At 72.7% G+C, this 26,800-nt stretch carries 24 protein-coding genes and 1 tRNA gene; 18 read left to right on the top strand and 7 right to left on the bottom strand.

What is annotated here, in order from left to right; translation table 11 throughout:
* Nucleotides 1–174: 174 nt before the first annotated feature.
* The 7 genes from ACFWVP_RS34340 to ACFWVP_RS34310 are packed head-to-tail and all read left to right on the top strand — an operon-like array spanning nucleotide 175 to nucleotide 7,173.
* On the top strand, nucleotides 175–1,173 hold the full coding sequence (locus ACFWVP_RS34340; RefSeq protein WP_384502035.1) for an SCO3242 family prenyltransferase: 999 nt from the start codon (nucleotides 175–177) through the stop codon (nucleotides 1,171–1,173).
* A complete protein-coding gene (locus ACFWVP_RS34335; protein WP_384502033.1) occupies nucleotides 1,170–2,033 on the top strand; it encodes a sugar phosphate isomerase/epimerase family protein in 864 nt (287 codons plus the stop codon). Before ACFWVP_RS34340 ends, ACFWVP_RS34335 begins: the two co-directional genes overlap by 4 nt.
* The gene (locus tag ACFWVP_RS34330) at nucleotides 2,027–2,659 is read left to right on the top strand and encodes an EboA domain-containing protein (protein WP_384502031.1); all 633 of its coding nucleotides are present in this window, start codon (nucleotides 2,027–2,029) and stop codon (nucleotides 2,657–2,659) included. The genes ACFWVP_RS34335 and ACFWVP_RS34330 overlap by 7 nt, the downstream gene beginning before the upstream one ends.
* A complete protein-coding gene (locus tag ACFWVP_RS34325) occupies nucleotides 2,656–3,504 on the top strand; it encodes a TatD family hydrolase (RefSeq protein ID WP_384502029.1) in 849 nt (282 codons plus the stop codon). The genes ACFWVP_RS34330 and ACFWVP_RS34325 overlap by 4 nt, the downstream gene beginning before the upstream one ends.
* A gap of 4 nt (nucleotides 3,505–3,508) precedes the next feature.
* Nucleotides 3,509–4,684 carry a metabolite traffic protein EboE gene (eboE, locus tag ACFWVP_RS34320; protein ID WP_384502027.1) on the top strand — a complete coding sequence of 392 codons (1,176 nt, stop codon included), beginning with the start codon at nucleotides 3,509–3,511 and terminating at the stop codon, nucleotides 4,682–4,684.
* Nucleotides 4,681–6,063: an alkaline phosphatase family protein gene (locus tag ACFWVP_RS34315; protein ID WP_384502026.1), complete on the top strand. Its 1,383-nt coding sequence runs from the start codon at nucleotides 4,681–4,683 to the stop codon at nucleotides 6,061–6,063. The genes eboE and ACFWVP_RS34315 overlap by 4 nt, the downstream gene beginning before the upstream one ends.
* 42 nt (nucleotides 6,064–6,105) lie before the next feature.
* Nucleotides 6,106–7,173, top strand: a complete 1,068-nt coding sequence (locus ACFWVP_RS34310; protein ID WP_384502024.1) for a sugar phosphate isomerase/epimerase family protein — start codon at nucleotides 6,106–6,108, stop codon at nucleotides 7,171–7,173.
* Nucleotides 7,174–7,267: 94 nt separating this feature from the next.
* Here ACFWVP_RS34310 and ACFWVP_RS34305 read toward each other — a convergent pair whose 3' ends face one another.
* Nucleotides 7,268–8,680, bottom strand: coding sequence for a DUF2254 domain-containing protein (locus tag ACFWVP_RS34305; protein WP_384502022.1), 1,413 nt, complete (start codon nucleotides 8,678–8,680; stop codon nucleotides 7,268–7,270).
* A 203-nt stretch (nucleotides 8,681–8,883) separates the two neighbouring features.
* On the opposite strand from ACFWVP_RS34305, the gene ACFWVP_RS34300 reads away from it, so the two are divergent.
* A tRNA-Leu gene (locus ACFWVP_RS34300) sits at nucleotides 8,884–8,971 on the top strand.
* 425 nt (nucleotides 8,972–9,396) lie between these two features.
* On the opposite strand, the gene ACFWVP_RS34295 is transcribed toward ACFWVP_RS34300, so the two are convergent.
* From ACFWVP_RS34295 to ACFWVP_RS34285, 3 genes are all read right to left on the bottom strand, one after another.
* Nucleotides 9,397–10,896, bottom strand: coding sequence for a SulP family inorganic anion transporter (locus ACFWVP_RS34295; protein WP_384502020.1), 1,500 nt, complete (start codon nucleotides 10,894–10,896; stop codon nucleotides 9,397–9,399).
* Nucleotides 10,893–11,120: a hypothetical protein gene (locus ACFWVP_RS34290; RefSeq protein ID WP_384502019.1), complete on the bottom strand. Its 228-nt coding sequence runs from the start codon at nucleotides 11,118–11,120 to the stop codon at nucleotides 10,893–10,895. Before ACFWVP_RS34290 ends, ACFWVP_RS34295 begins: the two co-directional genes overlap by 4 nt.
* 147 nt (nucleotides 11,121–11,267) lie before the next feature.
* Nucleotides 11,268–11,684 (bottom strand): hypothetical protein, encoded by a 417-nt coding sequence (locus ACFWVP_RS34285; protein ID WP_384502017.1) that lies wholly within the window; start codon nucleotides 11,682–11,684, stop codon nucleotides 11,268–11,270.
* Nucleotides 11,685–12,532: 848 nt separating this feature from the next.
* Between ACFWVP_RS34285 and ACFWVP_RS34280 the strand changes: the two genes are divergently transcribed.
* The 5 genes from ACFWVP_RS34280 to rbsD are packed head-to-tail and all read left to right on the top strand — an operon-like array spanning nucleotide 12,533 to nucleotide 18,504.
* Nucleotides 12,533–13,570 carry a LacI family DNA-binding transcriptional regulator gene (locus tag ACFWVP_RS34280; protein ID WP_384502015.1) on the top strand — a complete coding sequence of 346 codons (1,038 nt, stop codon included), beginning with the start codon at nucleotides 12,533–12,535 and terminating at the stop codon, nucleotides 13,568–13,570.
* Nucleotides 13,567–15,135: a sugar ABC transporter ATP-binding protein gene (locus tag ACFWVP_RS34275; RefSeq protein WP_384502014.1), complete on the top strand. Its 1,569-nt coding sequence runs from the start codon at nucleotides 13,567–13,569 to the stop codon at nucleotides 15,133–15,135. The genes ACFWVP_RS34280 and ACFWVP_RS34275 overlap by 4 nt, the downstream gene beginning before the upstream one ends.
* Nucleotides 15,125–17,092 (top strand): substrate-binding domain-containing protein, encoded by a 1,968-nt coding sequence (locus ACFWVP_RS34270; RefSeq protein ID WP_384502012.1) that lies wholly within the window; start codon nucleotides 15,125–15,127, stop codon nucleotides 17,090–17,092. The genes ACFWVP_RS34275 and ACFWVP_RS34270 overlap by 11 nt, the downstream gene beginning before the upstream one ends.
* A gap of 30 nt (nucleotides 17,093–17,122) precedes the next feature.
* Nucleotides 17,123–18,118 (top strand): ribokinase, encoded by a 996-nt coding sequence (locus ACFWVP_RS34265; protein ID WP_384502011.1) that lies wholly within the window; start codon nucleotides 17,123–17,125, stop codon nucleotides 18,116–18,118.
* Entirely contained in the window at nucleotides 18,115–18,504 is a 390-nt protein-coding gene (rbsD, locus tag ACFWVP_RS34260; protein WP_384502009.1) for a D-ribose pyranase, read from the top strand. The genes ACFWVP_RS34265 and rbsD overlap by 4 nt, the downstream gene beginning before the upstream one ends.
* Before the next feature lie 34 nt (nucleotides 18,505–18,538).
* Here rbsD and ACFWVP_RS34255 read toward each other — a convergent pair whose 3' ends face one another.
* A complete protein-coding gene (locus ACFWVP_RS34255; protein WP_384502007.1) occupies nucleotides 18,539–19,573 on the bottom strand; it encodes a questin oxidase family protein in 1,035 nt (344 codons plus the stop codon).
* Between the two features lie 177 nt (nucleotides 19,574–19,750).
* Here ACFWVP_RS34255 and ACFWVP_RS34250 point away from each other — a divergent pair, with 177 nt between their 5' ends.
* Nucleotides 19,751–20,332: a hypothetical protein gene (locus ACFWVP_RS34250; RefSeq protein WP_384502005.1), complete on the top strand. Its 582-nt coding sequence runs from the start codon at nucleotides 19,751–19,753 to the stop codon at nucleotides 20,330–20,332.
* Between the two features lie 4 nt (nucleotides 20,333–20,336).
* On the opposite strand, the gene ACFWVP_RS34245 is transcribed toward ACFWVP_RS34250, so the two are convergent.
* Nucleotides 20,337–20,663, bottom strand: coding sequence for a hypothetical protein (locus ACFWVP_RS34245; RefSeq protein ID WP_384502003.1), 327 nt, complete (start codon nucleotides 20,661–20,663; stop codon nucleotides 20,337–20,339).
* A 233-nt stretch (nucleotides 20,664–20,896) separates the two neighbouring features.
* On the opposite strand from ACFWVP_RS34245, the gene ACFWVP_RS34240 reads away from it, so the two are divergent.
* The 4 genes from ACFWVP_RS34240 to ACFWVP_RS34225 all read left to right on the top strand — a co-directional run bounded on the left by ACFWVP_RS34240 (nucleotide 20,897) and on the right by ACFWVP_RS34225 (nucleotide 25,395).
* Entirely contained in the window at nucleotides 20,897–22,291 is a 1,395-nt protein-coding gene (locus ACFWVP_RS34240) for a hypothetical protein (RefSeq protein WP_384502002.1), read from the top strand.
* Nucleotides 22,292–22,366: 75 nt separating this feature from the next.
* Nucleotides 22,367–23,641, top strand: a complete 1,275-nt coding sequence (locus ACFWVP_RS34235) for an AAA family ATPase (RefSeq protein ID WP_384502000.1) — start codon at nucleotides 22,367–22,369, stop codon at nucleotides 23,639–23,641.
* On the top strand, nucleotides 23,638–24,876 hold the full coding sequence (locus ACFWVP_RS34230) for a VWA-like domain-containing protein (RefSeq protein ID WP_384501998.1): 1,239 nt from the start codon (nucleotides 23,638–23,640) through the stop codon (nucleotides 24,874–24,876). The genes ACFWVP_RS34235 and ACFWVP_RS34230 overlap by 4 nt, the downstream gene beginning before the upstream one ends.
* A gap of 135 nt (nucleotides 24,877–25,011) precedes the next feature.
* Nucleotides 25,012–25,395 (top strand): VOC family protein, encoded by a 384-nt coding sequence (locus tag ACFWVP_RS34225; RefSeq protein ID WP_384501996.1) that lies wholly within the window; start codon nucleotides 25,012–25,014, stop codon nucleotides 25,393–25,395.
* On the opposite strand, the gene ACFWVP_RS34220 is transcribed toward ACFWVP_RS34225, so the two are convergent.
* Entirely contained in the window at nucleotides 25,392–26,378 is a 987-nt protein-coding gene (locus ACFWVP_RS34220) for a hypothetical protein (RefSeq protein WP_384501995.1), read from the bottom strand. The genes ACFWVP_RS34225 and ACFWVP_RS34220 overlap by 4 nt on opposite strands.
* Nucleotides 26,379–26,800: the final 422 nt, after the last annotated feature.

The raw sequence follows: 26,800 nt of genomic DNA, 5'->3' as shown, positions 1-26,800 counted from the left end.
CTGGCACGTGTACGGAGACGCCTTCCACATCGGCTGATCCCCGGCACCGGGCGCGGGGGGGGGGGGGGGGCGGCCGGGGGGGCCCCCCCCCCGCCCGGCGGGCCGGGGGGGGGGGGGACTGCGCCCGCACCGGACAGGCGCCACACCAGGAAGGCCCTCCGCGCCTGGGCGGAACTGCTGCGGGTGTCCGCGCTGTTCAGCGTGCCCGGCGACGCGATCGCCGGGGCCGCCGCGATCGGCCGCCGCCCGAACGCCGGGACCGCCCTCGCCGTCGGCGCGTCCCTGTGCCTGTACGAGGCGGGGATGGCCCTCAACGACTGGGCGGACCGGGACGAGGACGCCGTGGACCGCCCGCACCGCCCGATCCCCTCCGGGCGCGTCGCACCGGGAGCGGCCCTGGCGGCGGCGGGCGCCCTCACCGCGGCGGGCCTGGCCCTGGCCGCCCGCGCGGGGCGACCCGCGCTGGCGGTGGCGTCAGGGCTGGCGGCCACGGTCTGGGCGTACGACCTGCGCCTGAAGCACACGAAGCTGGGGCCGGCCGCGATGGCCTCGGCCCGCGCGCTGGACCTGCTGCTCGGCGCGACGGCTACCGGGACGGCCGCGGCTACCGGGTCGGGGACGGCCGGGCGCGGCGGTGCGGCGCACCCGGCGCCCGTCGGCAAGGGCACGGCCCCGGCTTCGATCCCGGCTTCGATCCCGGCTTCGGCTTCCCCTTATGCCTCCGCTTCCGTTCCGGCCACCCCCCGTGCCGCCCTCCCCGCCGCCCTGCTGCTCGGCGCGCACACCTACGCCGTCACCTCCGTCTCCCGTCACGAGGCACAGGGCGGATCGACCGTGGCACCGCTGGCCGCCCTCGCCGCGACGGCGGCGCTCGGAGCGGCCGTCCTACGCGGGCACCGGGAACCGGCCCGGAGCACCACGGCCACCCCGGACCGGCTCCCGCTCACCGCCTTCACCGGTGCCTACCTCCGTACCGCCGCGCCGCCGCTCCTCCACGCGGCCCTCAACCCGTCCCCGCCCCTCACCCGGCGTGCGGTCGGCGGCGGCATCCGGGCCATGATCCCGCTCCAGGCCGCACTGGCCGCCCGCGCCGGGGCGCCGTTCGGAGGACTCGCCGTCATGGGGCTCGTCCCGCTCGCCCGCTCGCTCGCACGGAAGGTCAGCCCCACATGAGCCTCCGCCTCGGCTACGGCACCAACGGCCTGACCGACCTCCGCCTCGACGACGCCCTCGGGCTCCTCGCCGACCTCGGGTACGACGGGGTCGGGCTGACCCTCGACCACATGCACCTGGACCCCCTCGCCCCCGACCTCGGCGCCCGCACCCGCCAGGTGGCCCGCAGGCTCGACGAGCTGGGTCTCGGCGTCACCGTCGAGACCGGTGCCCGCTACGTCCTCGACCCGCGCCGCAAGCACGGCCCCTCCCTCCTCGACCCCGACCCCGAGGCCCGCGCGTCCCGCACCGCGCTGCTCGTCCGGTCCGTCGGCATCGCCGCCGAGCTGGGCGCGCACGCCGTGCACTGCTTCAGCGGCACCACCCCGCCGGACACCGCCAAGGACACCGCCTGGCAGCGCCTCACCGACGCGCTCGCCCCCGTACTGGACGCCGCGACCCGCGCCGGCGTCCCCCTCGCCATCGAACCCGAACCCGGCCACCTCCTCGCCACGCTCGCCGACTTCCACCACCTGCGCACGCTCCTCGGCGACCCCGAACCCCTCGGGCTCACCCTCGACATCGGCCACTGCCAGTGCCTGGAGCCCCGCCCGCCCGCCGACTGCGTCAAGGACGCCGCCCCCTGGCTGCGGCACGTCCAGATCGAGGACATGCGACGCGGGGTCCACGAACACCTGCCGTTCGGTGACGGCGAGATCGACTTCCCGCCCGTGCTCGAAGCCCTCGCCGCCACCGGCTACGACGGCCTCACCGTCGTGGAGCTTCCCCGCCACTCCCACGCGGGGCCCGAACTCGCCCGCACGTCCATGGAGTTCCTGCGAAGTGCCGCCAGAGCCAGGAACGGAGCCGCCGCGTGCTGATCAGCCGCAAGGAACTCGACGACCGGCTCCGCGGAGCTGCCAGGGCCTGGCTCGACGAAGCACTCGCCGAGGCCGCGCACGCCGCCGCCCACCCCGACACCGACACCGGGAACCCGCCCTGGGAACTGCGCTTCGCCGCCGCGGGCCGGCACTGCGGACTCGAACACGCCGACTCCGTACGCGCCCTGCTGCTCCTCGAAGCCCGGGCCGGTCTGCCCGCCGTGACCCGGCTCTACGAGCAGGGAACCGCCGCCGAACGACGGGCAGTCCTGCTCACCCTGCACCGGCTGGACCTCGGCGCCACCGCCCTGCCGCTCGTCGAGGACGCCCTGCGCACCAACGACACCCGGCTGGTCGCCGCGGCCGTCGGGCCCTACGCCGCACTGCACCTCGACCCGCACGCCTGGCGGCACGCCGTGCTCAAGTGCCTCTTCACCGACGTCCCCGTCGAGAACGTCGCCGAGCTCGGCCGCCGTGCCCGCGGAGACGCCGAACTGGCCCGCATGCTCGGCGACTTCGCGGCCGAACGCACCGCGGCCGGCCGCGCGGTCCCCGCCGGCCTGCGCACCGTCCTGCACCTCACGGCACCCGCTCCCGCCCCCACGTCCACGGAGGAAACCCGATGAGGATCTTCGACCCCCACATCCACATGACCTCCCGCACCACGGACGACTACCAGGCGATGTACGACGCGGGCGTCCGCGCCCTCGTCGAACCCTCCTTCTGGCTCGGGCAGCCCCGCACCTCGCCCGCCAGCTTCTTCGACTACTTCGACGCGCTGCTCGGCTGGGAGCCCTTCCGCGCCTCCCAGTACGGCATCGCCCACCACTGCACGATCGCCCTCAACCCCAAGGAGGCGAACGACCCCCGCTGCGCACCCGTCCTCGACGCGCTGCCCCGCTACCTCGTCAAGGACTCCGTCGTCGCCGTCGGCGAGATCGGCTACGACTCCATGACCCCGGCCGAGGACACCGCGCTCGCCGCCCAGCTCCAGCTCGCCGCCGACCACGGCCTGCCGGCGCTCGTCCACACCCCGCACCGCGACAAGCTCGCCGGACTGCACCGCACCATCGACGTCGTCCGCGAATCGGCCCTCCGCCCCGAGCTCGTCCTGCTCGACCACCTCAACGAGACGACCGTGAAGGACGCCGTAGACAGCGGCTGCTGGGCCGGCTTCTCCATCTACCCGGACACCAAGATGGACGAGGACCGCATGGTCACCATCCTCAGGAACCACGGCACCGACCGGATCCTCGTCAACTCGGCCGCCGACTGGGGCAGAAGCGACCCGCTGAAGACCCGCAAGGTCGCCGACGCCATGCTGAAGGCCGGATTCGACGAGGACGACGTCGACAAGGTCCTCTGGCGCAACCCCGTCGCCTTCTACGGGCAGAGCGGCCGGCTCCAGCTCGACACCGCCACCCCCGACCCGCTCCACGAGGGCAACTCCATCCTCCGCGGCGGGGAGTGACCCGATGCGCTTCCGCCACCCCGACGGCTCCACCGTCCACCTCGCCTACTGCACCAACGTGCACCCCGCCGAGAACCTCGAAGGAGTCCGCGCACAGCTCCGCGACCACTGCGAGCCCGTACGCAAACGGCTCGGCCGGGACCGCATCGGCATCGGACTCTGGCTCGCCAAGGACGCCGCCCGCGCCCTCACGAACGACCCGTCCGAACTGCGCTCCCTACGGTCCGAGCTGGAGCACCGAGGCCTCGAAGTGGTCACCCTGAACGGCTTCCCCTACGAGGGATTCGGGGCCCAGGAGGTCAAGTACCGCGTCTACACCCCGGACTGGACCGACCCCGAACGGCTCGCCCACACCACCGACCTGGCCCGGCTCCTCGCCGCCCTGCTGCCCGACGACGTCACCCAGGGCACCATCTCCACCCTCCCGATCGCCTGGCGCACCCCGTACGCCACCGACCCCACCGCGGCCGGCACCGCACGGAAAGCCCTGGTCACGCTCGCGCAGCGGCTCGACGCCCTCGCCGAACTGACCGGGAAATCCATCCGGATCGGCCTCGAACCCGAACCGGGCTGCACCGTGGAGACCACCGCCGACGCCATCGCACCCCTCACCCTTGTGGGCCACGACCGCATCGGCGTCTGCGTCGACACCTGCCACCTCGCCACCTCCTTCGAGGACCCGGACACCGCACTCGACGCCCTGGAAGCCGCCGGCGTCGCCGTCGTCAAGGCCCAGCTCTCCGCCGCCCTGCACGCGGAACACCCTCACCTGCCGGAGGTCCGGGCCGCACTCGGCGCCTTCGCCGAACCCCGCTTCCTGCACCAGACCCGCACCCTCACCGCGGCGGGCCTGCGCGGGACCGACGACCTCGACGAAGCCCTGTCCGGCGGAGCGCTCCCCGACAGCACCCCCTGGCGCTCCCACTTCCACGTACCCCTGCACGCACCCCCCGCGCCCCCGCTCGCCTCCACGCTCCCCGTACTCCGGTCCGTGCTGAACCGGCTCGTCGGCGGACCGGTGCCCCGGACCCGGCACCTGGAGGTCGAGACGTACACCTGGCAGGCACTCCCGGCCGAACTGCGCCCCCGTTCCCGCTCCCAGCTCGCCGACGGCATCGCCGCCGAACTCACCCTCGCCCGCGACCTCCTGACCGACCTCGGGCTGAAGGAGCTCCCATGACGCGCACCCCCAACCCCCTCCTCGTCCTCGACGTCGTCGGCCTCACCCCCCGGCTGCTGGAACACATGCCGAACCTCCGGGCCCTCGCGGGAAGCGGTGCCCAGGCGCCCCTCTCCACCGTCCTGCCCGCCGTCACCTGCGCCGCCCAGTCCACGTTCCTCACCGGCACCACCCCCGCCGAGCACGGCATCGTCGCCAACGGCTGGTACTTCCGCGAGCTCGGCGACGTCCTCCTGTGGCGCCAGCACAACGGACTGGTCGAGGGCGACAAGCTCTGGGACGCCGCCCGGCGCGCCCACCCCGGCTACACCGTCGCCAACATCTGCTGGTGGTACGCGATGGGCGCCGACACGGACTGGACCGTCACCCCCCGCCCCGTGTACTACGCCGACGGCCGCAAGGAACCCGACTGCTACACCCGGCCCCCCGCGCTGCACGACGAGCTCACCGACAAGCTCGGAACCTTCCCCCTCTTCCACTTCTGGGGCCCCGGCGCCGACCTCGTCTCCTCGCAGTGGATCATCGACGCGACCCGGCACATCCTCGCCACCCGCACCCCCGACCTGGCCCTCTGCTACCTGCCGCACCTCGACTACGACCTCCAGCGCCACGGCCCCGAGGACCCCCGCTCCCACCGGGCGGCCGCGGACCTCGACCGGGCCGTGGCACCCCTCCTGGCCGACGCGAGCGCCGAGGGCCGCACCGTCGTCGCGCTCTCCGAGTACGGGATCACCCGCGTCGACCGGCCCGTCGACATCAACCGCGCCCTGCGCCGCGCCGGGCTGCTGGAGGTCCACACCCAGGACGGCATGGAATACCTCGACCCGATGGCCTCCCGCGCCTTCGCCGTCGCCGACCACCAGATCGCCCACGTCTACGTACGCCGTCCCGAGGACCTGGAGGCGGCCCGGGAGGCCCTCGCCGACCTGCCCGGCATCGAGCGGCTCCTCGACGACGACGGCAAGAAGGCCCACCACCTGGACCATCCCCGTTCCGGGGAGCTCGTCGCCGTCGCGGAGAAGGACGCCTGGTTCACGTACTACTACTGGCTCGACGACGCGCGGGCACCCGACTTCGCGCAGCTCGTGGAGATCCACCGAAAGCCCGGCTACGACCCCGTCGAGCTCTTCATGGACCCCCAGGACCCCTACGTCCGGGTCAAGGCCGCTTCGGCGGTCGCCCGCAAGAAGCTCGGGATGCGCTACCGCATGGCGGTCGTCCCGCTGGACCCCTCACCCATCCGCGGCAGCCACGGCCGCCTCCCCGAGAGCGACGACGAAGGTCCGCTCATCCTCTGCTCCGCCCCCCACGCGTTCACCGGCCGCGTCCAGGCCACCGAGGTGAAGTCCCTGCTCCTCCAGCTCGCGGGGCTGCACTGACCGTCCGACCCACCCGCACACCCACACAGGAGATACGTGATCATGAGCCGCACCCCGAAGGACCCCGAACTCGCGCGCAGACTCAGCCGCCGCAACGTCCTGGGCGTCGCCGCCGGAGCCACGGCCGCCACCCTCCTCGGCGCCGCGAGCGCCCAGGCGGCAGGCAACGCCGGCCAAGCACACGGTCACGGTAAGGGGCACGGGCACGGCAAGGGCCGTGCCGTGCTGCCCCCCGGCCGCCTCGGCATCCAGCTCTACAGCCTCCGCGACAAGGTCTCCACCCTCGGCTTCGCCCCCGTCTTCGCCGAGTTGGAGAAGTACGGCTACGACGAGATCGAGTTCGCCGGATACACCCAGGGGTCGGCCGGCGCCATCACCCTCGCCCAGCTGAAGAAGCTCGCCAAGGACCACGGGCTGAACCCCATCGGCAGCCACGTCGGCTACTACGACGACAACAACCCCGGTGCCTACACCTTCGCCCAGAACCTCACCAAGGTGCTCGACGAGGCCCAGGCCCTCGGCCTCAAGCACATAGGCACCGCTTCCGGACCGTTCCGCTACGGCTCCACCGTGGACGGCTGGAAGCGTGCCGCCGAGGACTTCAACACCTACGGTGCCGCCGCCCGCGAGCGCGGCATGAAGTTCTACCAGCACAACCACGCGGAGGAGTTCTCCTTCGCCACCGACAAGCCCGGCGTACGCCTCTACGACGTCCTGCTCGCCGAGACCGACCCCGACCTGGTCTACCTGGAGATGGACATCTACTGGGCCTTCGCCGCCCAGTTCCGCTTCGGGAAGAAGGCCGACGGCACCCCGGCCCCCTTCAACCCCGTCGACTACGTGCTCAAGCAGCCCGACCGCTACCCCCTGTTCCACGTCAAGGACGGCGTCAGGGACGACACGGCCCGTGACGGCTACCGCATGTCGGACGTCGGCGACGGCGACATCGACTACAAGACCTTCCTGAGCCGCGTCACCGAGCGCACCCACCGGGGCCGCACCTACCACCACTGGCAGACCGAGCACGACAACCCGGCCGAGTCCTTCGCGTTCGCCCGCAAGTCCAGCGCGCACCTGCACTCGCTCCGCGACAGCCGCTGCGGGGACTGACGCCTTACCGCACACACGCGTGGGGCCCGGTTCCCGGAACCGGGCCCCACGCGTGTGCCTCGAGTGAGCCTCGCGCCGTGACCGAGCGGACGTGTCAGCCGATTCCCTGGCGGTCCGGTTGCAGCGCGAACGCCCGCCCGGCAGCCTCGGACACCGTCCGCTCCACCGCCTCGACCAGGAGCGCGCGGTGCCTGAGCAGCGGCTTTCGCCGTTCCTCGGCCGCGAGCAGCAGCAGGTCGTCGAGCCCGGCCAGCAGCCTCCGGGTGACCTGCGGGCTGTCGGCCGCGCACCCCCGGATCTCCTCGAAGGCCAGATCCACGAGATCCGCCCACCCCGGCACCTCCTGGACGAGCCGCACCGCACCCCGCCGGTCCCGGTGGTGCATCGGCCCGAGCGGCAGGTGCACGGCCACCGAAAGGAACTGCACGATCCGGTCGAGGCACTGCACCGCCGTGGTCGGATCGTTCACCGACGACGACAGGGCGCGCAGCGCGATGTCCGACAACTGCCGCAGCCCGAACGCCGGATCCTGCCGCAGGGCGCGCTCGACCCCGACGGCGACCGTGTACCTCAGCGCGTACGGCGGCGGCGCGGACCCGCCGTGCACGGCCAGCACCGGGGTCCCCGGCACCACGAAGTCCCCGATCCGGGGGACCAACCGCAGGACGACCCCCTGACGGCGCGCCACCCGCACCAGCCGCGCCACATTCACGCCCCGCAGCACCCCCGCCCGCTCGCGGTGCGCGAGCCGTGTCGTCTCCGCGCCGAGCGGCACCCCGTCGAACAGCTCCCCGCCGGGCTGCCGCGCGAGCGCCCGGAACGACTCACGGGCGATGTTGTCCAGGACGGGCCCGACCTGCATCAGCCGCAGGGTGGCCGAGACATAGGCGATGAACAGCAGCAGGCTCAGCCCGACCATGACCAGTGTCAGCACGCTCTGCAGGAGCGGTACGGAGGTGACCCGCCGCGGATCCGGTGCGGCCCCGCCCTCGTACGAGGACAGCACCAGCAGCGAGAACGCGAACGTCGCCAGGAACACCGTGAGGGTCAGCTTGCTGATCCGGCTCCGTACGAAGATCCGCACCACCCGCGGGGTGAGCTGCCCGCTCGCCATCTGCACGGCCACCAGGGAGATGCTGAAGACGACACCGATGAACGTCATCATCGCGGAGCTGATCGTCGTGACGATCGTCCGGGTGTCCAGGACGATCGCGATGAGTTCCCCGAGCTCCTCGTACGCCCGCTCCTCCTTCAGGTAGGCGACGATCCGCGCGTCGATCTCGGAGAGGACCGACCACAGCGCGAAGGAGCACAGCAGTCCCACGGTCGGCGCGAACCAGAACGTGTCCCGCAGCCCCTCACGCAGGTTGGCCAGGGCGTGGGGCGGCCGGGCGGCCCGGTCTCCCGGCCCGCCCGGCCGGCCGACCCCACTCCGCCCGCCGGACCAGCCCGGCCCGCCGGTCCCACCCGTGCCACCCGCGCCACCCGTGCCGCCGCTGCCGTTCATGCCCGCGAAGGTAGCCTCCGGCCACTGTGAGTGCACGGCACGCCACGGACCGTACGGGGTGTCGGCTCCGGGTGGGACGGGTCGTCCGCCCGGACCCGCCCGCACCGCACTGACCACGGAAAACGCAGGTGAGGGGCACCCGAAACCCCTGGTATTGTTTTCTTTGTCGCCACGGGGAACACGCCGTGAACGACAGACACCTTGTCCGGGTGGCGGAATGGCAGACGCGCTAGCTTGAGGTGCTAGTGCCCTTTATCGGGCGTGGGGGTTCAAGTCCCCCCTCGGACACCAGGGTCAACCGACCAAACAGAGCCGGTCAAAGCGACACTTTGTCGCTTTGACCGGCTTTGTCGTTGTGGTCGACGTGACCTGGCCCTCCGCGGGCTCGCCGGGATGGAGAGTGACGCCCCGGCCGAAGGTCGCCTGCCTCCTACCCGGGTGCCGGCGGCTCGGGGCGGCGACGCGTAGGTGGCCGGGTGCCGATCGTGGCCGCCGGCGGTGTCTCCGGTGGGCGTCAGGGTGTGAGGCATCCGCGGGTGGGTCGGTGATGATGAGCACGTCCCTCGCGGTCCCGTAACCGGGTGAGGTACATCCCCCCAGGTCACATGCGAAGAGGGCCGGTGTCCGAGTGGGAATTCACGTCCCCCTCGGACACCGGCGGGAACCCTGCCACGATGGGTTCCCCCTGCGGCCGGGTGGTCGGGGCTCACCGGCTGTCAGCCGGAGGTGGTGCCCACGGGCGCCTTCTCGGTCAGGTGTACGGGTTCGATCCCGGGGGAGCTGTGGCGCGCCGCCCAGTTCTCCAGCGCGGTGCGGCACGCGTGGTCCAGGTGGTGCAGCCCGGCGAGGTCCAGCTCGATCGGCCGGTCCTGGGGCAGTGCTTCCAAGCTGTCGAGTATGTTCGGCAGCCGCAGGAAGGTCGCGTTGCCGGACAGGTACGCCTGGATGGGGCCCACGCCCGTGTCGGCGACGTCGAGCTTGATCTGCGAGGCGTCCCACGCGGTCTTGGCCACCGACAGGGCCAGTCCGATCAGGACGCCCTCGAACATGTTCACGGTGACGATCGCCACCGCGGTGACCAGCAGGATCAGGGCCTCACCCCGGTGCTCGCGCCACAGGGTCGCGAGGGTGCGCAGCGGAATCAGCTTCCAGCCCGCGTGGATGAGGATCCCGGCGAGGGCGGGCAGCGGGACGAGCGCGAGGACCGAGGGCAGCAGCGCCGCGAAGAGCAGCAGCCACACCGCGTGCAGGACCCGGGAGGCCTTGGTCCGCGCGCCCGCCTGGACATTGGCGGAGCTGCGCACGATGACCGCGGTCATGGGCAGTGCGCCGAGCAGCCCGCACGCCGCGTTGCCGGCCCCCTGCGCCATGAGCTCCTTGTCGTACTCGGTACGCGGGCCGTCGTGGAGCCGGTCGACCGCGGCGGCGCTGAACAGGCTCTCGGCGGAGGCGATCAGAGCGAAGGCCAGCACGGTCCCCAGCACACCCAGGCTCGCCAGTCGGCCGAGGTCGTCGAGCCCGGGGAACTGGACGGCGCCGAGCAGACCCCGGACCTCGACCGTGGCGACCGGCAGGCTGAACACCAGGGTCGCGAGTGTGGCCAGCACGACGGCCGCGAGTGCGCCCGGCACGGCGCGTACCCGTGCCGGTGTGTGCTTCCACAGCACCACCACGGTGATCGTCGCGGCACCGACCGCGAGGGACGCCAGTGCCTCGGTGTCGGCGAAGGCCCCCGCGAGGGCCTCGGGGAGTCCGACGACCTTGCCCGCGCCGGAGACCGGTGCCTCCAGCCCGGCAGCGGTGTAGAGCTGGCCGGCGATGAGTACGAGCCCGATCCCGGCGAGCATGCCCTCGACGACCGAGACGGAGATGGCCCGGAACCAGCGCCCCAGCTTCAGGGCGCCCATGGTGAGCTGCAACAGTCCGGCGCACAGCACGATCACCCCGAGCGTGGCCAGGCCGAAGGTCTGGACGGCCTCGAAGACCAGCACGGTCAGTCCGGCGGCCGGACCGGAGACCTGGAGACTGCTGCCGCGCATCATGCCGGTGAGGAGACCGCCGACGACGCCCGTGATCAGACCCAGCTCGGCCGGTACGCCGGAGGCCACGGCGACGCCCACGCACAGGGGAAGGGCGACGAGGAACACGACGACCGAGGCGGTGAAGTCCTGCCGCAGATGGGGAAAGGCCGCGCGGTCGCCCCAGACGGCCCTCACGGCGTCCGGGCGGTGTCGGAGCGTACGCCGGGGGCCTGTACGGCGCCCGCGCGCACCGCCGCCGCGTGGCGGCTGCCGGTGTCGGGCGCGGGGGCGACCCGGGGTCCGGAGCGGGCGGTGGACAGCACCTGCGGGGGCCGGCCGTGGGGGAGTCGGGCGGGCGCCTCAGGGCGCTCCGACGGCTGTTCGCGAAAGGACCGGACGGGTTCGACGAGGGGGCGCATAACTGTGGTTCCTCCTGGCGCGCCGTGGGCGGCGCGTCGGTGTACGAGCGGGAGCGAGGTCCTGGCGGGCACGACGGCACGACCCCGCGTCGACGCACCCGGAGGTGCGAGGCGAGCGGGTGAGGCCGGTGCGCGCGGTGGAACGGCTCAGCAGCGGAACACCTGAAGTGACGCAGGAGTGGGTGAGGCCGGGGGTCTCGACACGCGGGACGCGGCACCCGGAGCGGCAGGCGCGGTCAGGGAGCGGCGGCCCGCGGTGTCGTCCGCGACGATGCAACGTACGAGCGTGTCGGTCGCGGAGCCGGCCGCGGCGCGATGGTGGCGGTCACGGTTGCGCAGAAGGCCGTTGGACTCGCCGTCTTGGACCGTGCCGTGGCACGTCGCGTACGTCCGCACGGGTGGGTGCGCGGCCTGGCCGGCGGTGGCGCCCGCGAGCCGCTCCGGCGACCCGGCGGCCTGGGTGTTGTGGGCGACCGGGAGGAGTGCGGTGGGCACGGGGAACTGCAGAGCCAGCAGGAGGGCGGTCAGGATCGTGAGCACGAACCGGGCCGTCACATCTCGCACCTGAGCCTCCTTCCGGACTTCGTCCGCGCGTTTATCGAAGCTAACAGGCGAAAAGGTCCGCCGAGTTGAACTCGTGTGAAGAGTCTGGAAGTCACGGTTCGAATGGGGGAAATCGGCGTGGTGAAGACAGTGGGGGCGGTGGAGTTCCTGTCGGTATCTCCTTCCGGCCCCCGGTGCCGGTTCGTCCGCAGGCCGGACGGCCCTCTGCCCACACCCGTACGGCCAGGTCGACAGGGCTTCCCGCACATTCTGTCGGTCAGTTCCTGTTCGATCGGGCGGGGTGGGCGAGGTTCGCAATTCGCACACAGATGCGGGCTGTTGGTGTGGGATTCGGCGGTTCGGAATTCGTCTCGGGGCTGCGGTGCGTTCGAGACGGGAGAGGTGCGCCGCGAGGCCGCCAGGCGGGGCCCGGATATCCGGCGCGTGAATCGGGACAGGGATATTCGGACACGCGTGTCTTCGTCCTTGTCGGCCGGGTGAGGGCGCGCGTCGGGGTGTCGCCCACTCCGGACGCCCGGTGCGGGAAGAGGGTGCGGGTGGCCCTCCGGGGGCGGGTGGCCGGTGGCCCCTTCGAGGCAGGGGCCGGCCGCCGTGGGTCTTCGAGGCCGGTCGGCCCTCCCGCGCTCCGGACACCCGTTACGGCCCTTTCGGGACCGCCGGCGCCGCAGCTCGGCCGGTGACGCCGAGGGGAGGCGTGCGCGCCGGCCGCCGCGTCACGATCCGGTCTCGGAGCACGGGGAGGGTCTTGATTTCAGCCATGTAATCGTTTCCAATCATCCGTGTAATCGATTCCACGGCGCAGTCCGCTGGATCGAGGCTCACGGAAACCACAAGGAGGTGGTCCGGAAATGGCGAGCATCAAGGATGTCGCGGCCCAGGCAGGAGTCTCTGTCGCCACGGTCTCCCGCGTCCTCAACAGCCATCCCTCCGTCAGCCCGGACGCGCGCAGTCGCGTCCTCGCGGCCGTCGAAGCCCTCGGCTACCGGCCCAACGCCGTGGCCCGCTCGCTGCGCACCGATCAGACCCGCACCCTCGGCCTGGTCATCAGCGACGTGCTCAACCCGTACTTCACCGCGCTCGCCCGCTCCGTCGAGGAGGAGGCCCGCGCCCTCGGCTACAGCGTGATCATCGGCAACGCCGACGAGCGGACCGAGCAGCAGGACCACCACGTCCGCACCCTGCTGGACCGCAGGATCGACGGGCTCCTCGTCTCGCCCGCCGACGGCGACTCCCCCCTGCTGCTGGAAGTGGCACGCACGGGCACCCCGATGGTCTTCGTGGACCGCTGGATGCCCGGTGTGGACGTCCCCGTCGTACGCGCCGACGGCCACCGGGCCATCCAGGACCTGGTCGCCCACCTGTACGCGCTGGGCCACCGCAGACTCGCCATCATCGCGGGCCCCGCCGCCACCACCACGGGCGACGAGCGCGTCGAGGCCTTCCGCGAGGCGATGCGCACCCACGGACTCGCGCTGCCCGACGCCTACATCGGGCAGGGCGACTTCCAGGCGGACAGCGGCCGGCGCGCCACCGAGCACTTCCTGTCGCTCCCCGAACCGCCCGAGATCGTGTTCGCCGCCGACAACCTGATGGCGCTCGGCGCACTGGACGCCATCCGCACCCACGGCCTGCGGGTCCCCGAGGACATCGGGATCGCGGCCTTCGACGACATCCCGTGGTTCGTGCACACCGGACCGCCGATCACCGCGATCGCCCAGCCGACCGGAGACCTCGGCCGTGCCGCCGTACGCGCACTGGTCGACGTCATCGAGGGCCGCCCCCCGCAGTCCGTCACCCTGCCCGCCCGCCTCGTCGTCCGCAGTTCCTGCGGTGAGCCCGCAGGCGAGAGAACCCCGAACCGTTCGGACCGGAGGAGCGACTTGTGAGCGAGTCAGTCGAGTTGCTGCGCATCGAAGGCGTACGCAAGACCTTCCCCGGCGTAGTGGCCCTGGACAGCGTCGACTTCGACCTGCGCAGCGGCGAGGTGCACGTCCTGCTCGGTGAGAACGGGGCCGGCAAGAGCACCCTCATCAAGATGCTCTCCGGCGCCTACCGCCCGGACAGCGGCCGGATCTTCGCCCACGGGCAGGAGGTCCGCATCCACGGCGCGCAGGACGCCGAGAAGCTCGGAATCGCCACGATCTACCAGGAGTTCAACCTGGTTCCCGATCTGACCGTGGCCGAGAACATCTTCCTGGGCCGTCAGCCGCGCCGCCTCGGCATGATCGACCGGCGGCGCATGGAAGCCGACGCCGAGGTGCTGCTGCGCCGCGTCGGCCTGCACGTCTCCCCCCGGGCCAAGGTGCGCGAACTGGGCATCGCACGGCTGCAGATGGTCGAGATCGCCAAGGCGCTCAGCCTGGAGGCACGCGTCCTGATCATGGACGAGCCGACGGCCGTCCTCACCTCGGAGGAGGTCGACAAGCTCTTCCGGATCGTGCGGAAGCTGCGCGAGGACGGGGTCGGCGTCGTCTTCATCACCCACCACCTCGACGAGATCGCGGCGCTCGGCGACCGTGTGACCGTCCTGCGTGACGGCCGCAGCATCGACCAGGTGCCCGCGTCCACACCCGAGGCGGAGCTCGTCCAGCTGATGGTGGGCCGCAGCATCGACCAGCAGTACCCCCGGGAACGCCCGGAAACAGGAGAGCCGTTGCTCTCCGTGCGGGGACTCACCCGCGACGGGGTGTTCCACGACATCAGCTTCGAGGTGAAGGCCGGCGAGGTCGTCGGCCTCGCCGGTCTCGTCGGGGCCGGCCGCACCGAGGTCGCCCGTGCCGTCTTCGGCGCGGACCCGTACGACGCCGGAACCGTCGACGTGCTCGGCGAGCGGCTCGGCAAGCACGACGTGACCGCCGCCATGGGCGCCGGACTCGGCCTGGTGCCCGAGGACCGCAAGGGCCAGGGACTGGTCCTCGACGCCTCCGTGCAGGAGAACCTCGGCCTCGTCACCCTGCGATCCGCGACCCGTTCCGGCCTCGTCGACCTCAAGGGACAGCGCACGGCCGCCGCGAGGATCGCCGGGCAGCTGGGCGTACGCATGGCGGGCCTCGGCCAGCACGTCCGTACGCTCTCCGGCGGCAACCAGCAGAAGGTCGTCATCGGCAAGTGGCTGCTCGCGGACACCCGTGTACTGATCCTCGACGAGCCGACCCGCGGCATCGACGTCGGCGCCAAGGTCGAGATCTACCAGCTCATCAACGAGCTGACGGCCTCCGGACACGCCGTCCTGATGATCTCCAGCGACCTGCCCGAGGTCCTCGGCATGAGCGACCGGGTGCTCGTCATGGCCCAGGGCCGTATCGCCGGTGAACTCCCCGCCCACGAAGCCACCCAGGACGCCGTGATGGCCCTCGCCGTCAGCGCCGCCCCCACCCCCACCCCCACCCCCACCCCCGCGACAGACGCCGGGAACGCAGTGAACGAAGAGGAGGGCCCCCGTGGCCACTGACACGCTTGTGAGCAAGAAGGGCTCGGGCGGCACCGCAGGACGTACGGCCCGCCGCCTTCTCCTCGACAACGGTGCCCTCAGCGCCCTGGTCGTCCTGCTGGTGGCGATGTCGCTGCTCTCCGGCGACTTCCTCACCACGCAGAACCTGCTGAACGTGGGCGTGCAGGCCGCCGTCACGGCGATCCTCGCCTTCGGTGTCACGTTCGTCATCGTCTCCGCGGGCATCGACCTCTCCGTCGGCTCGGTCGCCGCGCTCTCCGCGACGGTCATCGCCTGGGCGGCGACGTCCGAAGGGGTCCCCGTCTGGCTGGCCGTCGTCCTCGGCCTCGCCACCGGTCTCGCCTGCGGTCTCGTCAACGGAGCCCTCGTCGCGTACGGGAAGCTGCCGTCGTTCATCGCGACGCTGGCCATGCTCTCCGTCGCCCGCGGACTGTCCCTGGTGATCTCCCAGGGACAGCCGATCCCGTTCCCCGACTCCGTCTCCGTACTCGGCGACACGCTCGGCGGCTGGCTCCCCGTCCCGGTCCTCGTCATGATCGTGATGGGGCTGCTCACCGCGCTCATCCTGGCCCGTACCTACATCGGCCGCGCCATGTACGCCATCGGCGGCAACGAGGAAGCGGCACGGCTCTCCGGTCTGCGTGTCAAGAAGCAGAAGCTGGCCATCTACGCCCTGGCGGGCCTCTTCGCCGCCGTCGCGGGCATCGTCCTCGCCTCCCGCCTGGTCTCCGCACAGCCGCAGGCCGCGCAGGGATACGAACTCGACGCGATCGCCGCGGTCGTCATCGGAGGCGCCAGCCTCGCGGGCGGTGTCGGCAAGGCGTCCGGCACCCTGATCGGCGCGCTCATCCTCGCCGTGCTGCGCAACGGCCTGAACCTCCTGTCCGTGTCCGCGTTCTGGCAGCAGGTCGTCATCGGTGTCGTCATCGCCCTCGCGGTGCTGCTCGACACCCTGCGCCGCAAGGCCGGATCGGGTGCCGCGTCCGCGTCCGGCTCCTCCGCCGCCCCCGGAGCCCCCGGGTCCGGGCGCAAGGGAGCGGTCAAGGCCGGCCTCGCCCTGGTCTGCGTGGCCGCGGTCGTCGCCGCCGTGACGTTCTTCAACTCCGGTTCCTCCGGCGGCACCACCAAGGTGGGCATGTCCCTCTCCACCCTCAACAACCCCTTCTTCGTCCAGATGAAGGAGGGCGCCCAGGCCGAGGCGGAGAAGGCCGGAATCGACCTCACCGTCACCGACGCCCAGAACGACGCCGCGCAACAGGCCAACCAGCTGCAGAACTTCACCAGTTCCGGGGTGGGCTCCATCATCGTCAACCCGGTGGACTCCGACGCCGTCGGACCCGGCGTCCGCAGCGCCAACAAGGCCGGCATCCCGGTGGTCGCCGCGGACCGTGGCGTCAACGGGGCGGAGGCCGCGACGCTCGTCGCCTCCGACAACGTGGCGGGCGGCAAGCTCGCCGCCGACGCACTCGCGGACAAGCTCGGCGGCAAGGGCAGCATCGTCGTCCTCCAGGGCACCGCCGGCACCTCCGCCAGCCGCGAGCGCGGCGCGGGCTTCGCCGAAGGCATCAAGGCGTACCCCGGCATCAAGGTCGTCGCCACCCAGCCGGCCGACTTCGACCGGACCAAGGGCCTGGACGTCATGACCAACCTGCTCCAGTCGCACCCCGGGATCACCGGTGTCTTCGCGGAGAACGACGAGATGGCGCTCGGCGCCACCAAGGCCCTCGGCAGCAAGGCCGGAACGTCCGTCTCGGTCGTCGGCTTCGACGGCACGCCGGACGGCCTGAAGGCGGTCGAGGCGGGCACGCTGTACGCGTCCGTCGCCCAGCAGCCGAAGGAACTGGGCAGGATCGCCGTGCGTAACGCGGTCAGGGCCGCGGACGACGAGAAGATCCAGGACATGGTGAAGGTGCCGGTCAAGGTCGTCACCCAGAAGAACGTCGCCGACTTCTCCTGACCCGCAGGCCCACGGAAGGCAGCACCACAGATGTACGAGAACGAGGACTCCGCCCCCGCCCGGGACTCGGCTCCCGTCGAGGACAACGCCCCCGTCCGGGACTCCGCCCCCGCCCGGTACGACCTCCTGGTCGTCGGTTCGGCCAACGCCGACCTGGTCGTGGGTGTCGACCGCCGCCCCGCGCCGGGGGAGACGGTGCTAGGCACCGACCTCGTCGTCCACCCGGGCGGCAAGGGAGCCAACCAGGCGGTCGCCGCCGGCCGCCTCGGCGCCCGTACGGCCCTGCTGGCCCGGGTCGGTGACGACGCCCACGGACGGCTCCTGCTGGAATCGCAGCGGGCGGCGGGCGTCGACACCGGCGGAGTCCTCGTCGGCGGGGCACCCACCGGGGTCGCCCTGATCACGGTGGACCCCTCGGGCGACAACAGCATCGTGGTCTCCCCGGGGGCCAACGCCCGGCTCACCCCCGAGGACATCAGGGCGGCGGCACCCCTGTTCGACGCGGCCCGGGTCGTCTCCGTACAGCTGGAGATCCCCCTGGAGACCGTCGCCGAGACGGCCCGCGCCCTCACTCCCGGCACCCGGCTCGTCCTCAACCCGTCCCCGCCCGCACCCCTGCCCGAGGACGTGCTGAGGGCCTGCGACCCGCTCGTGGTCAACGAACACGAGGCCCGCTACCTCCTGGGCATCCTGGGGGAGCCGGCCGGCACCTCACCGGAGGAGTGGGCGACCGCCCTGCTCAGGCACGGTCCGCGCTCCGTCGTCGTCACCCTGGGCGCGGCGGGCGCACTCGTCGCCGACAGCCGGAGCGACGACGACCCCGTACGCGTACCGAGCCCCGAGGTACGCGCGGTGGACACCACGGGCGCCGGTGACGCGTTCACCGCCGCCCTGGCCTGGCGCCTCGGCCTCGGCGAGGAACTGGCCGAGGCCGCCGCGTTCGCCGTCCGGGTGGGCGCCGCGGCCGTCACCCGACAGGGCGCGCAGGCGTCCTTCCCCACCGCCGAAGAGGTCGTCGCAGCGTGAAGAAGTCAGGCATCCTCAACCGCCATCTCGCCGGTGCGCTGGCCGAGTTGGGCCACGGCGACGGCGTCCTGGTCTGCGATGTCGGCATGCCCGTCCCGCCCGGTCCCCGAGTCGTCGACCTGGCCTTCCGGGCCGGCGTCCCGGCCTTCGCCGAGGTGCTCGACGGCCTGCTCGACGAGCTGGTCGTGGAGTCAGCCACAGCGGCCGAGGAGGTACGGGACGCCAACCCGGACGCCGCCCGCCTCCTGACCGCCCGCCTCCCGGTGCTCACCCATGTCCCGCACGCGGAGCTCAAGGCACTGTCGGCCGGGGCGCGGCTGGTGGTGCGGACGGGGGAGGCCCGACCGTACGCCAACGTGCTGTTGCGGTGCGGGGTCTTCTTCTGACCCGTGGGCAGGCGGTCTCCTCGCGCACGGCCCCTCACGCGACCAGTGGTTCGCTCAGCTCGACGGAACGCAGCGCCGCGGCCAACGCCTGTGCGTCACCGACGTCGAGGGCGGTGTCGGTCAGCTTGATGACGTGTTCGTCGCCGTGTGCCAGGGCCCGCCCGAAGACCTCTTCCGGGGTGAGGGTGCCCGGCGGGTCGTACGCGACCGGGGCGTCGGGCGCGTACATCGCGGTCACCGCCGCCGACGCCGTCCAGGCGGCCCGCAGGCCGGGTACCCACAGGACACGCGGGAGCGCGGGCAGGGTGCGCAGTACCGCGTTCGGCGCGGTGGCCGCGTGGACCAGCATGGTCGCCTCGCCGTGGCCGTGCGTGGCGTACCGGTGGGTGGCGGCCCGCACCAGTTCGGTGAGGCGGCCGTACGCCTCGTCCGGGTCCGTGATCGCCGCCGCCCACACCGGCAGGCCGGTGACACGGCCGAGCCGGTCGGGAAAGCCGCCGCCGTGTCCGGCGACCGGCGCGACCGCGTCGAGGGCGGCTGCCGCGCTGTCGGCGCCGGGCAGCGGAGCGAGTCCGTCGACGGGGTGGAAGCGGGCGGCCCAGTAGCCGAGGCCGTGGGCGAGCTCGGCCAGGCGCGGCCCGGTGGCCTTGTGGGTCGCCCCGCCGGTCCCGTCGGCCAGCAGGGTGCGTACCGCGTGCCCCACCCGGATCACCGGGTGCGTCGAACCGCCGTACATGCCGGGCAGCAGACGGGGCCACCACACGGTGAGCACGTCGCGCCACGGGCGGTCGGCGACCTCCCGGCCGAAGTAGTCGATCCAGTCGGCGGCACGGCGCGGATCGCCCAGCGCCGCCCGCCAGTCGGAGTCCGTGACGGGCTCCACCCCGGGCGGGAACTCCTCCAGCCTGGATGCGTACAGATCGAGCCAACGGTGCACGGCAGCCGCCTGGCCGTGAGAGGTCAGGGCCTCGACGGCCATCGGCGCGTGATTGGTCAGCCGCCCCAGGCGCTCCGGTCCCGAACCGTGCAGTCGCTGGAGTGCCTCGTCGAGAATGCCCGTCGTGTCCATGGTCAGGACGGTAGGCCGGTCACTCCGGCGGCGTAACAGGCCGAAGGCCTAGGACCGGTGACCCGGGCGCCCAGGTCTTCTGTCCCAGGTGTCACCCGTGGGCGGCAGGCGTGGCGTTGAGGGGGGTGGAGAACCGCTCCTGCCGCAGACGCGGCGACGCCGAAGAGGAGTCACCCCATGAAGTGGACCGACAGATCGCTGACCTACGCCGCGTGCACGGCTGCCGTGCTGCTCGGCCTGTCCGGGGCCGTCGCCCAGGCCGTCGAAGAACCCACGACCACGGCACCCTCGGCCGGTACGGCAGCCACGGTGGCCCGTTCCGCCCCTGCCCCCATAGCCGACACGCAGACCCGTGTGCGGATCGTCGCTCCCGGGGAGCGGGTCGCGGTGACGCGGGACGCGAGTGTCTGGCTGACCGGGGACCGCCGGATCTGTGACCAGGTGATGAGGGTGAAGGGCTGCTATCCGTTGACCGATGTGGACAGGCCGTACGTCGGCCTTGTCACGGGTACGGGTACGTCGGAACGGCAGCACTGGATCGGGGAGTTCGAGGTGCCGGGCGCGGCCCGTCTGGTGGTGCGCGACGCCGGAGGGGCGCACGAGGGCACCTTGGTCACACTCGCCGGGAAACCGGGGTGGGGCGCGTGGACCGCCGAGGTCTCGCCGTACAAGGACGGCGTGTCCGTGCTTCCGGACAGCCTGACCGTGTACGACTCGGCCGGAAGGATCCTCGTCGAGAAGAACCTGTCCGGGAGCTGATGCCTCAGGGCGTGACGTACTCGCCCCAGCCGAACGTCGCGACGTACGCCCGCCGGACCGCGTCGCGCCCCCGCGCACCCCGGAAGTGGACGACCGCCAGGGCGAGGGCGAACCACGCCGTGCAGACTCCGGAGACGATCGGGACCCAGCGGGGGCCGGAGAAACCGGCGGCCACGAGCAGCGCGCCGATGGTCAGGGCCAGACCGAGGTGGGCACCACCGACATCCGCACCCAGCAGCTGCCGTACGGCCTGCCGGTCCCCGCGAAGGTCTCGCGTGTAGCGCCCACGCGCTGCTTCGCCGTCCGGACCGGGCCGGTCGGAGTGTGGCATGAGGGTCCTCCTCCGTCACCACCATTCTGGGGGACGCGAGCACCGGCGATGCGGTCAATCCCGTTAACTGCCCGGTGCGCACGTTTTGGCGCGGGAGCCCCCGCGGCTTCCCGTCGCCCTCGCGTACGGAGCCGAAAAGACTGGCAGTTCGGGAAAGCGCGCGCTACGCTGCCCGCGATGACGACTCACTCCGTTCACAGATTGGGGGACCCGTCCGCGCAAGGTGAGTGCTGATGCTCACTCAGATCGCGAATCGGGATTCCCACCCGTCCTTCTGGCTGCGCGTGCGCGAGTTCGCCGTGCCGCCCTCCATGATCGAGACTGCGACCGCCCGCCGTGCCGCCGGGGACTGGGCAGGGGCGTGCGCCGCCGCAGGCGTCGACGTCGATCTCGACCTACGGTCCGTGGCGCGTACCCACGGACATGCCTACGCGGCCCGTATCCGGGCCGATCTGCGCCATCTCGCACCCGACCTGCTCCGCTGGCACATGCCGAGGATCGCTCCGCACGGTCTGCTGCGTCCCGGCCTGACCATCCCCCTGGCCGGATACGACACCGTGGGGCATGACGGCGCCCCGCCGCTGCAACTCGTGGTCCGGACACCGCCCGCCTGGGCCGACGCCGGTCAGCGGATCAGCCTCGCCCTGTGGGACGGCTCCCGCGCCGGGGCAGGCGCCCGCCGCCATCCGCACCCCCGTCCCAACCGGCGCTTCCGCCTCGACCTGCACCGCCACCTGTGGGACGCGCGCAGGACCGGCGAGCTGCGGACCCGCTCCGGGGCCGACACCCGGCCCGCCGACCCTCCCGGCGTGGACCCGGAGGTACGGGAACGGGTGCCGCCGGGGCGCGGTTGCGCCCTGGACCGGTGGGGTGCCGAGGCGGAGACGCTGCTCCGCGCCGAGGGGCGGACGGACGGCCGTGTGGCCGTACGGTTCGGGTCCAGGCACCGGCTCCACCTGGACCTCGCCGCGCACGGGGACGGCCCGCACTCCCTGCGCGTCGCGGAACCGGGCACCCGGGACGGCGCCCCCGCGCCGCCGATCCTGCCGGACGCGGCGACCTGGATCCTGCCCGACCTGGAACTCCTGCGCACCGGCGCGATCGAGCCCGGCCGTCTCCACCCGCTGGTCGTCGCGGCCCTGGCCCCCGACCACACACCGGCAGAGGGCCCCCCGCCCCCCTACGAGGCGGGCCGGCCGCGCCTCGTCGAGTGCCGGGGCTCCCGGCACCGGATCGGCCTGGTCGACGGGGTCCTGGTACCGCTGGACCACGACCCCGGCGAGATCCGCCGGGAGGAACTCCTCGTCGCGCTGACCGGAAGCCCGCTGCCCTGCCTGCGGGCCATCGACGAGGCGCACCGGCATCCGGACTGCCTCGCCGGTGTCCGCGAACGCCTGGACCACGGCGACACCGCCGGTGCGCTGGCCGTCGTCGAGGGCCTGCTCGGGCCCGGCGCGGTGCTGCGCAGCGGCGCCCTGCGGGACGAGCTCGAAGCGGCCGCACAACGGCGCATCACCTACGGGCTGTTCAGGGCGGACCTGATCGGACCCGGACCCGTCCGCTACCGCCCCGACCACACCCTCATCCGCGACCCCCACGCGCGCCCGCACCGACCGAACCCCCGCTGACCGGCGCCTCCGTCCGCCCGCCGCCGCGCCCTCGGCACCCCCTTGCCCCGACACGAACCCACAAGGTGATCACCCATGTCCACATGCACCCCGCCCGCCCTGACCACGACCCCCGCCGACCGGCCCCGCGCCACCCAACTCGACGTGGCCGACAGCCTGATGGCCCTGCTGCGCGACACCACCACCGAACCGCGCCCCGACATCCAGCTGGAGGCGCTGACCCTGGCCGTGGCCGCCGACCTGCCCGTACTCCTGTGGGGCGAGCCCGGCATCGGCAAGACCGCGGCCCTCACCCAGCTCGCCGTGTCCCTGGACCTGCCGCTGACCACGGTCATCGCCAGCGTCCACGAGCCGTCCGACTTCTCCGGCCTGCCCGTCATCGGCGACGACCCCGCCGGGAACGGCGTCCCGATGGCCCCGCCGGACTGGGCGGTACGCCTCGTCCGGGCCGGCCGGGGGCTGCTGTTCCTGGACGAACTGTCCACCGCGCCGCCCGCCGTCCAGGCCGCCCTGCTCCGCCTCGTCCTCGAACGGCGGATCGGCACCCTGCAACTCCCGCCCGGGGTCCGCATCGTGGCCGCCGCCAACCCGCGCTCCTCGGCCGCCGACGGATGGGAGCTCAGCCCGCCGCTGGCCAACCGGTTCGTCCACCTGAAGTGGATCCACGACCACGAGGTCGTGGTGCGTGGCCTCGGCGGTACGTGGCCCCGGGCCACCCTGCCGCGGCTCGACCCCGGGAAGCTTCCCGAGGCCGTGGACTTCGCCCGCCGCGCCGTGTGCGGGCTCCTCGCCGCCCGGCCCAAGCTCGTGCACCAGATGCCCAGCAGCGAGACACGCCGCGGCGGCCCCTGGCCGTCGCCCCGGAGCTGGGACATGACCCTGTGCCTGATCGCCTTCGCGACCGCCGCCGGCTCCTCCAGGGAGGTGCTGTCCCTCCTGGTCAGGGGCACGGTGGGGGACGGGCCCGGGCTGGAACTGCTGGCGAGCCTCGACCGCTTGGACCTCCCGGACCCCGAGACGCTGCTCGCCGACCCGGCCGGTGCGGTCCTTCCCGAACGCGGGGACCTGCGCCAGGCCGTCCTCGACGGGGTGGTCGCGGCGGTCCGCAACCGCCCGGACAGATCCCGCTGGGACGCGGCATGGGCCCTGCTCGTCCGGGCGCTGGACACCGGAGCCCCGGACCTGGTCGTCGTCCCCGCGACCACACTCGCCTCCCTGCGCCAGGAGGACTGGGACGTTCCGGAATCGATCGAACGGCTCGCCGGAGCGGTCTCCCTGTCCCGGCGGGCGGACCGGGCCGCCGACCGGGCGGTGTCCCGGACCAAGGCCGGCGCCGGGGCGGGCCGATGACCACGGCCGACCCGGGGGCACTGGACCTCGACAAGCTCTACGCCGCCCGGCTGCACGCCGCCCGGGTCCGCCCCTACCTGGCGACGGCACTGTTCGCCCTGCACGTGGTGGATTCGCGACGGGTGCCGACGATGGCCGTCGACCGGCACTGGCGATGCTACGTCTCGCCCACGTTCGTGGCGGGGACCTCGGAGGAGGAACTGGCCGGGGTGTGGGTGCACGAGGTGTCCCACCTGCTGCGCGACCATCACGGGCGAAGCGACCGGGTCGCGCGGGAGCGCGGGCTGACCGGCGCGGGGGAGCGGCTGCGGATGAACATCGCCGCCGACTGCGAGATCAACGACGACGTGTTCGGAGACGGACTGGTCGGCCCCGAGGACGCCGTCGACCCGGAGTCCCTGGGGCTGCCCGGCGGGCTGCTCATGGAGGAGTACCTGAGCCGGTTCCGGCTCGGCCCGCACACGCAGGGCCTCGTCTGGCTGGACTGCGGGAGCGGCGCCGACGGGCTGGAACGGGGGTGGGACCTGGGACCGGACGGCGCGTACGGGCTCAGCGCGCAGGAGCGTGACGCGGTGCGGTTCCGGGTGGCGCAGGGCATCACCGGCCGCCCGGGGAGCGCCCCGGAAGGGTGGCAGCGCTGGGCGGACGAGGCCTTCCACCCTCCGCAGCCGTGGCGCGACCTGCTGGGCGCGGCGGTCCGCTCGGCGGCTTCCGGTGCGGGCGCGGGCCAGGACTACACGTACGGCCGCCCGTCCAGACGTTCGGCGTCGCTGCCCGGCGTCGTCCTGCCCAGCCTCCGGCGCAGGCCTCCCCGGGTCTCCGTGGTCATCGACACCTCCGGATCGGTCAGCGACACCGAACTGGGCAGCGCCCTCCTCGAGGTCGCCGCGATCTCCCGCGCCGTGGGCGGCCGTCGCGACCTGGTCGGTGTCCTGTCCTGCGACGCATCGGCCGGGGTCGTGCACCCGCTGTGCCGGGCGGAGGGGATCCCGCTGGTCGGCGGTGGGGGAACGGATCTGCGTACGGGATTCGCCAAGGTGCTCCGGACGCAGCCCCGGCCGGACGTCGTCGTGGTCCTCACCGACGGGCAGACGCCCTGGCCGAGCGCCCAGCCGGCCTGCCGCACGGTGGTCGGCCTGTTCCCCCGGCGCGGGGGCGGCTCGATGGACGACGACGATCCCGACTACGTCCCGGACTCACCGCCGCCGTGGGCCCGCGTGGTCGAGATCGGATAGAGCACGTGCCACGTGCCCGGGTGCGCGGTTCGCAGCGGAGCGCCCCGGGGCGCGGGCACCGACAGCCGACGTTCCGGGCACCCGGGGGCACAATCGGGTGGCGCACCGGGGCCATGATCGTGCAGGCTCCTGTGCATGGTCTCGGTAGTGCAGAACGTGGCGGTCGATTGTGCGGATGCCTATGAACTGGCCCGGTTCTGGAGCGAGGTGACCGGGTGCCCGCCGGACCCGGAGGCCGAACCGGGCGATCACGAGACGCAGGTGACGCTTCCCGGGGGCCCGGTGCTGTACTTCAACCAGGTCCCGGAGCCGAAGACGGTCAAGAACCGCGTCCATCTGTGCCTGCGCCCGGAGACCTCGCGTGAGGAGGAGGTCGAGCGGCTGCTGGGCCTGGGTGCGGTCCTCGTCGCCGATCGCCGAGAACCCGGCGGCGCCGGCTGGGCCGTCCTCGCGGACCCCGAGGGCAACGAATTCTGCGTACTCCGCAGCGACTCCGACCGTGCCGCGACAGCCCCTTAGGCCCGCCCCGTCACCTTCCTGACCAGCTTGGAGAGGCCGGAGGGGCGGCTGCCGGGCGCGGCCCCGTCGAGCGCCTTCCGCAGCTGGGCGAAGTGGTCCTTGCGGGTCCGGTCCAGGTATTCGTCCGAGGTCAGCGGCTCGGCGATCTTCCAGGCGCGGCGGTGGTCGCCGTCGTAGTGGGCGACATAGGCCTTGGCGAGCTCGATCACGGCCTTGAACGGGATCCCGTCGGTGTGGTCCCGGTCGACGACGTCCTGGACCGCCGACATCAGCTTCAGCTTCTTGTCCGTGGTGAAGGAGTCCTCGGCTATGGCCCGCAGCACGTGCTGCGGGATGGGCTTGACCACCTCGAAGGCGAGCGTGGAGCGGATGGGCGGCCCGGCGATCTCGATGTACGGCAGCAGCAGACCGGTGCTGTAGTGCAGCCACGGCAGCCGGGGGCTGGCGAAGTCCTGGTGCAGCAGCACCGATCCCGGCTCCAGGCGGGGCAGGAAGCGCTCGGCCACACAGCGGAAGACCCGCGCAGTCTTCGCGATGTCGACGTGCAGGAACTCGATGGGGCTGTGGTCATCGGGGTCGGACGTGTTCCAGAGGTCACCGGGGTGCAGTTCGATGAAGTCGATGAACGGCTTCAGCTTGTCCTTGAAATCGTCGAGGAAGGAGTTGCTGTCCTCGGGAGCGACGCCGGCGGAGAAGAACTTCTCCGAGGCGAAGGTGCCCTTCCCTACCCGGAAGAAGTCGTAGGCGTGCAGCTTGTTGAGCTCCTTGTCGAAGTCCGGGTTCTGCGACAGGCCGAGCGCGAACGCGTACGTCGATCCGCCGCCGCCCGACCCCAGCTCGATCGCCTTGCCCTCCCCGGTCAGCCGATGGCGTCCCAGCAGGTAGAGGAAGCGCAGTTCCCACGTACTCACCTGGGAGTAGGGGATCGCGTCCGGGAGTTCGACGTCGTCGAGCTGGAGGTAGAGCTTGCTGAGGGGCGTCACGGGAACCTCGCGGAATCGTCGGGTGGACGGGTCGAGGTTAACGTCGCGGGCCGGAGATCCGTCTGCGGAAACCGGCGGTGAATTCGAGGATTTCCCCGCCCGACACGCGCCCGCCGAACACTGTTGGGCCGACGTTCCCTCTCCGGGCCCGCGCCCCTTCGGCTCCGGGCCCGCGCCCCTTCGGCTCCGGGGGCGCGACGCCGGGACGGGTCGGCCCGTCCCTGGCCGCCGTTCCCGCGGGGCCCGCGTGTGGGGCCAGGGTGTGGGGCCCGGGTGTGGGCCGGTCCGCAGGGTTCCCCGCCCGAACCGGCCCGCGTACGCCGGAGGGTCCCGGGCCGCGCCGCGGGGGGGGGGGGGGGGGGGCCGCCGGGGGGGGGGGGCCGGGGGGGTGTTAAAAAAAGGAGCAGCGCGCGACGCGAATA

It is taken from the genome of Streptomyces sp. NPDC058637, assembly GCF_042717325.1.
Lineage (GTDB): Bacteria > Actinomycetota > Actinomycetes > Streptomycetales > Streptomycetaceae > Streptomyces.
The sequence above is the reverse complement of the archived record's forward strand: the minus strand, read 5'-3'. Positions and strand labels throughout refer to the sequence as shown.

Bases quoted from the DNA above. Each gene is read 5' to 3' on its own strand.
- ACFWVP_RS34335 (WP_384502033.1), top strand. From the start codon at position 1,170: ATGAGCCTCCGCCTCGGCTACGGCACCAACGGCCTGACCGACCTCCGC.
- ACFWVP_RS34325 (WP_384502029.1), top strand. From the start codon at position 2,656: ATGAGGATCTTCGACCCCCACATCCACATGACCTCCCGCACCACGGAC.
- eboE (WP_384502027.1), top strand. From the start codon at position 3,509: ATGCGCTTCCGCCACCCCGACGGCTCCACCGTCCACCTCGCCTACTGC.
- ACFWVP_RS34315 (WP_384502026.1), top strand. From the start codon at position 4,681: ATGACGCGCACCCCCAACCCCCTCCTCGTCCTCGACGTCGTCGGCCTC.
- ACFWVP_RS34310 (WP_384502024.1), top strand. From the start codon at position 6,106: ATGAGCCGCACCCCGAAGGACCCCGAACTCGCGCGCAGACTCAGCCGC.
- ACFWVP_RS34305 (WP_384502022.1), bottom strand. From the start codon at position 8,680: ATGAACGGCAGCGGCGGCACGGGTGGCGCGGGTGGCACGGGTGGGACC.
- ACFWVP_RS34290 (WP_384502019.1), bottom strand. From the start codon at position 11,120: ATGCGCCCCCTCGTCGAACCCGTCCGGTCCTTTCGCGAACAGCCGTCG.
- ACFWVP_RS34280 (WP_384502015.1), top strand. From the start codon at position 12,533: ATGGCGAGCATCAAGGATGTCGCGGCCCAGGCAGGAGTCTCTGTCGCC.
- ACFWVP_RS34265 (WP_384502011.1), top strand. From the start codon at position 17,123: ATGTACGAGAACGAGGACTCCGCCCCCGCCCGGGACTCGGCTCCCGTC.
- ACFWVP_RS34255 (WP_384502007.1), bottom strand. From the start codon at position 19,573: ATGGACACGACGGGCATTCTCGACGAGGCACTCCAGCGACTGCACGGT.
- ACFWVP_RS34250 (WP_384502005.1), top strand. From the start codon at position 19,751: ATGAAGTGGACCGACAGATCGCTGACCTACGCCGCGTGCACGGCTGCC.
- ACFWVP_RS34245 (WP_384502003.1), bottom strand. From the start codon at position 20,663: ATGCCACACTCCGACCGGCCCGGTCCGGACGGCGAAGCAGCGCGTGGG.
- ACFWVP_RS34240 (WP_384502002.1), top strand. From the start codon at position 20,897: ATGCTCACTCAGATCGCGAATCGGGATTCCCACCCGTCCTTCTGGCTG.
- ACFWVP_RS34235 (WP_384502000.1), top strand. From the start codon at position 22,367: ATGTCCACATGCACCCCGCCCGCCCTGACCACGACCCCCGCCGACCGG.
- ACFWVP_RS34230 (WP_384501998.1), top strand. From the start codon at position 23,638: ATGACCACGGCCGACCCGGGGGCACTGGACCTCGACAAGCTCTACGCC.
- ACFWVP_RS34225 (WP_384501996.1), top strand. From the start codon at position 25,012: ATGGTCTCGGTAGTGCAGAACGTGGCGGTCGATTGTGCGGATGCCTAT.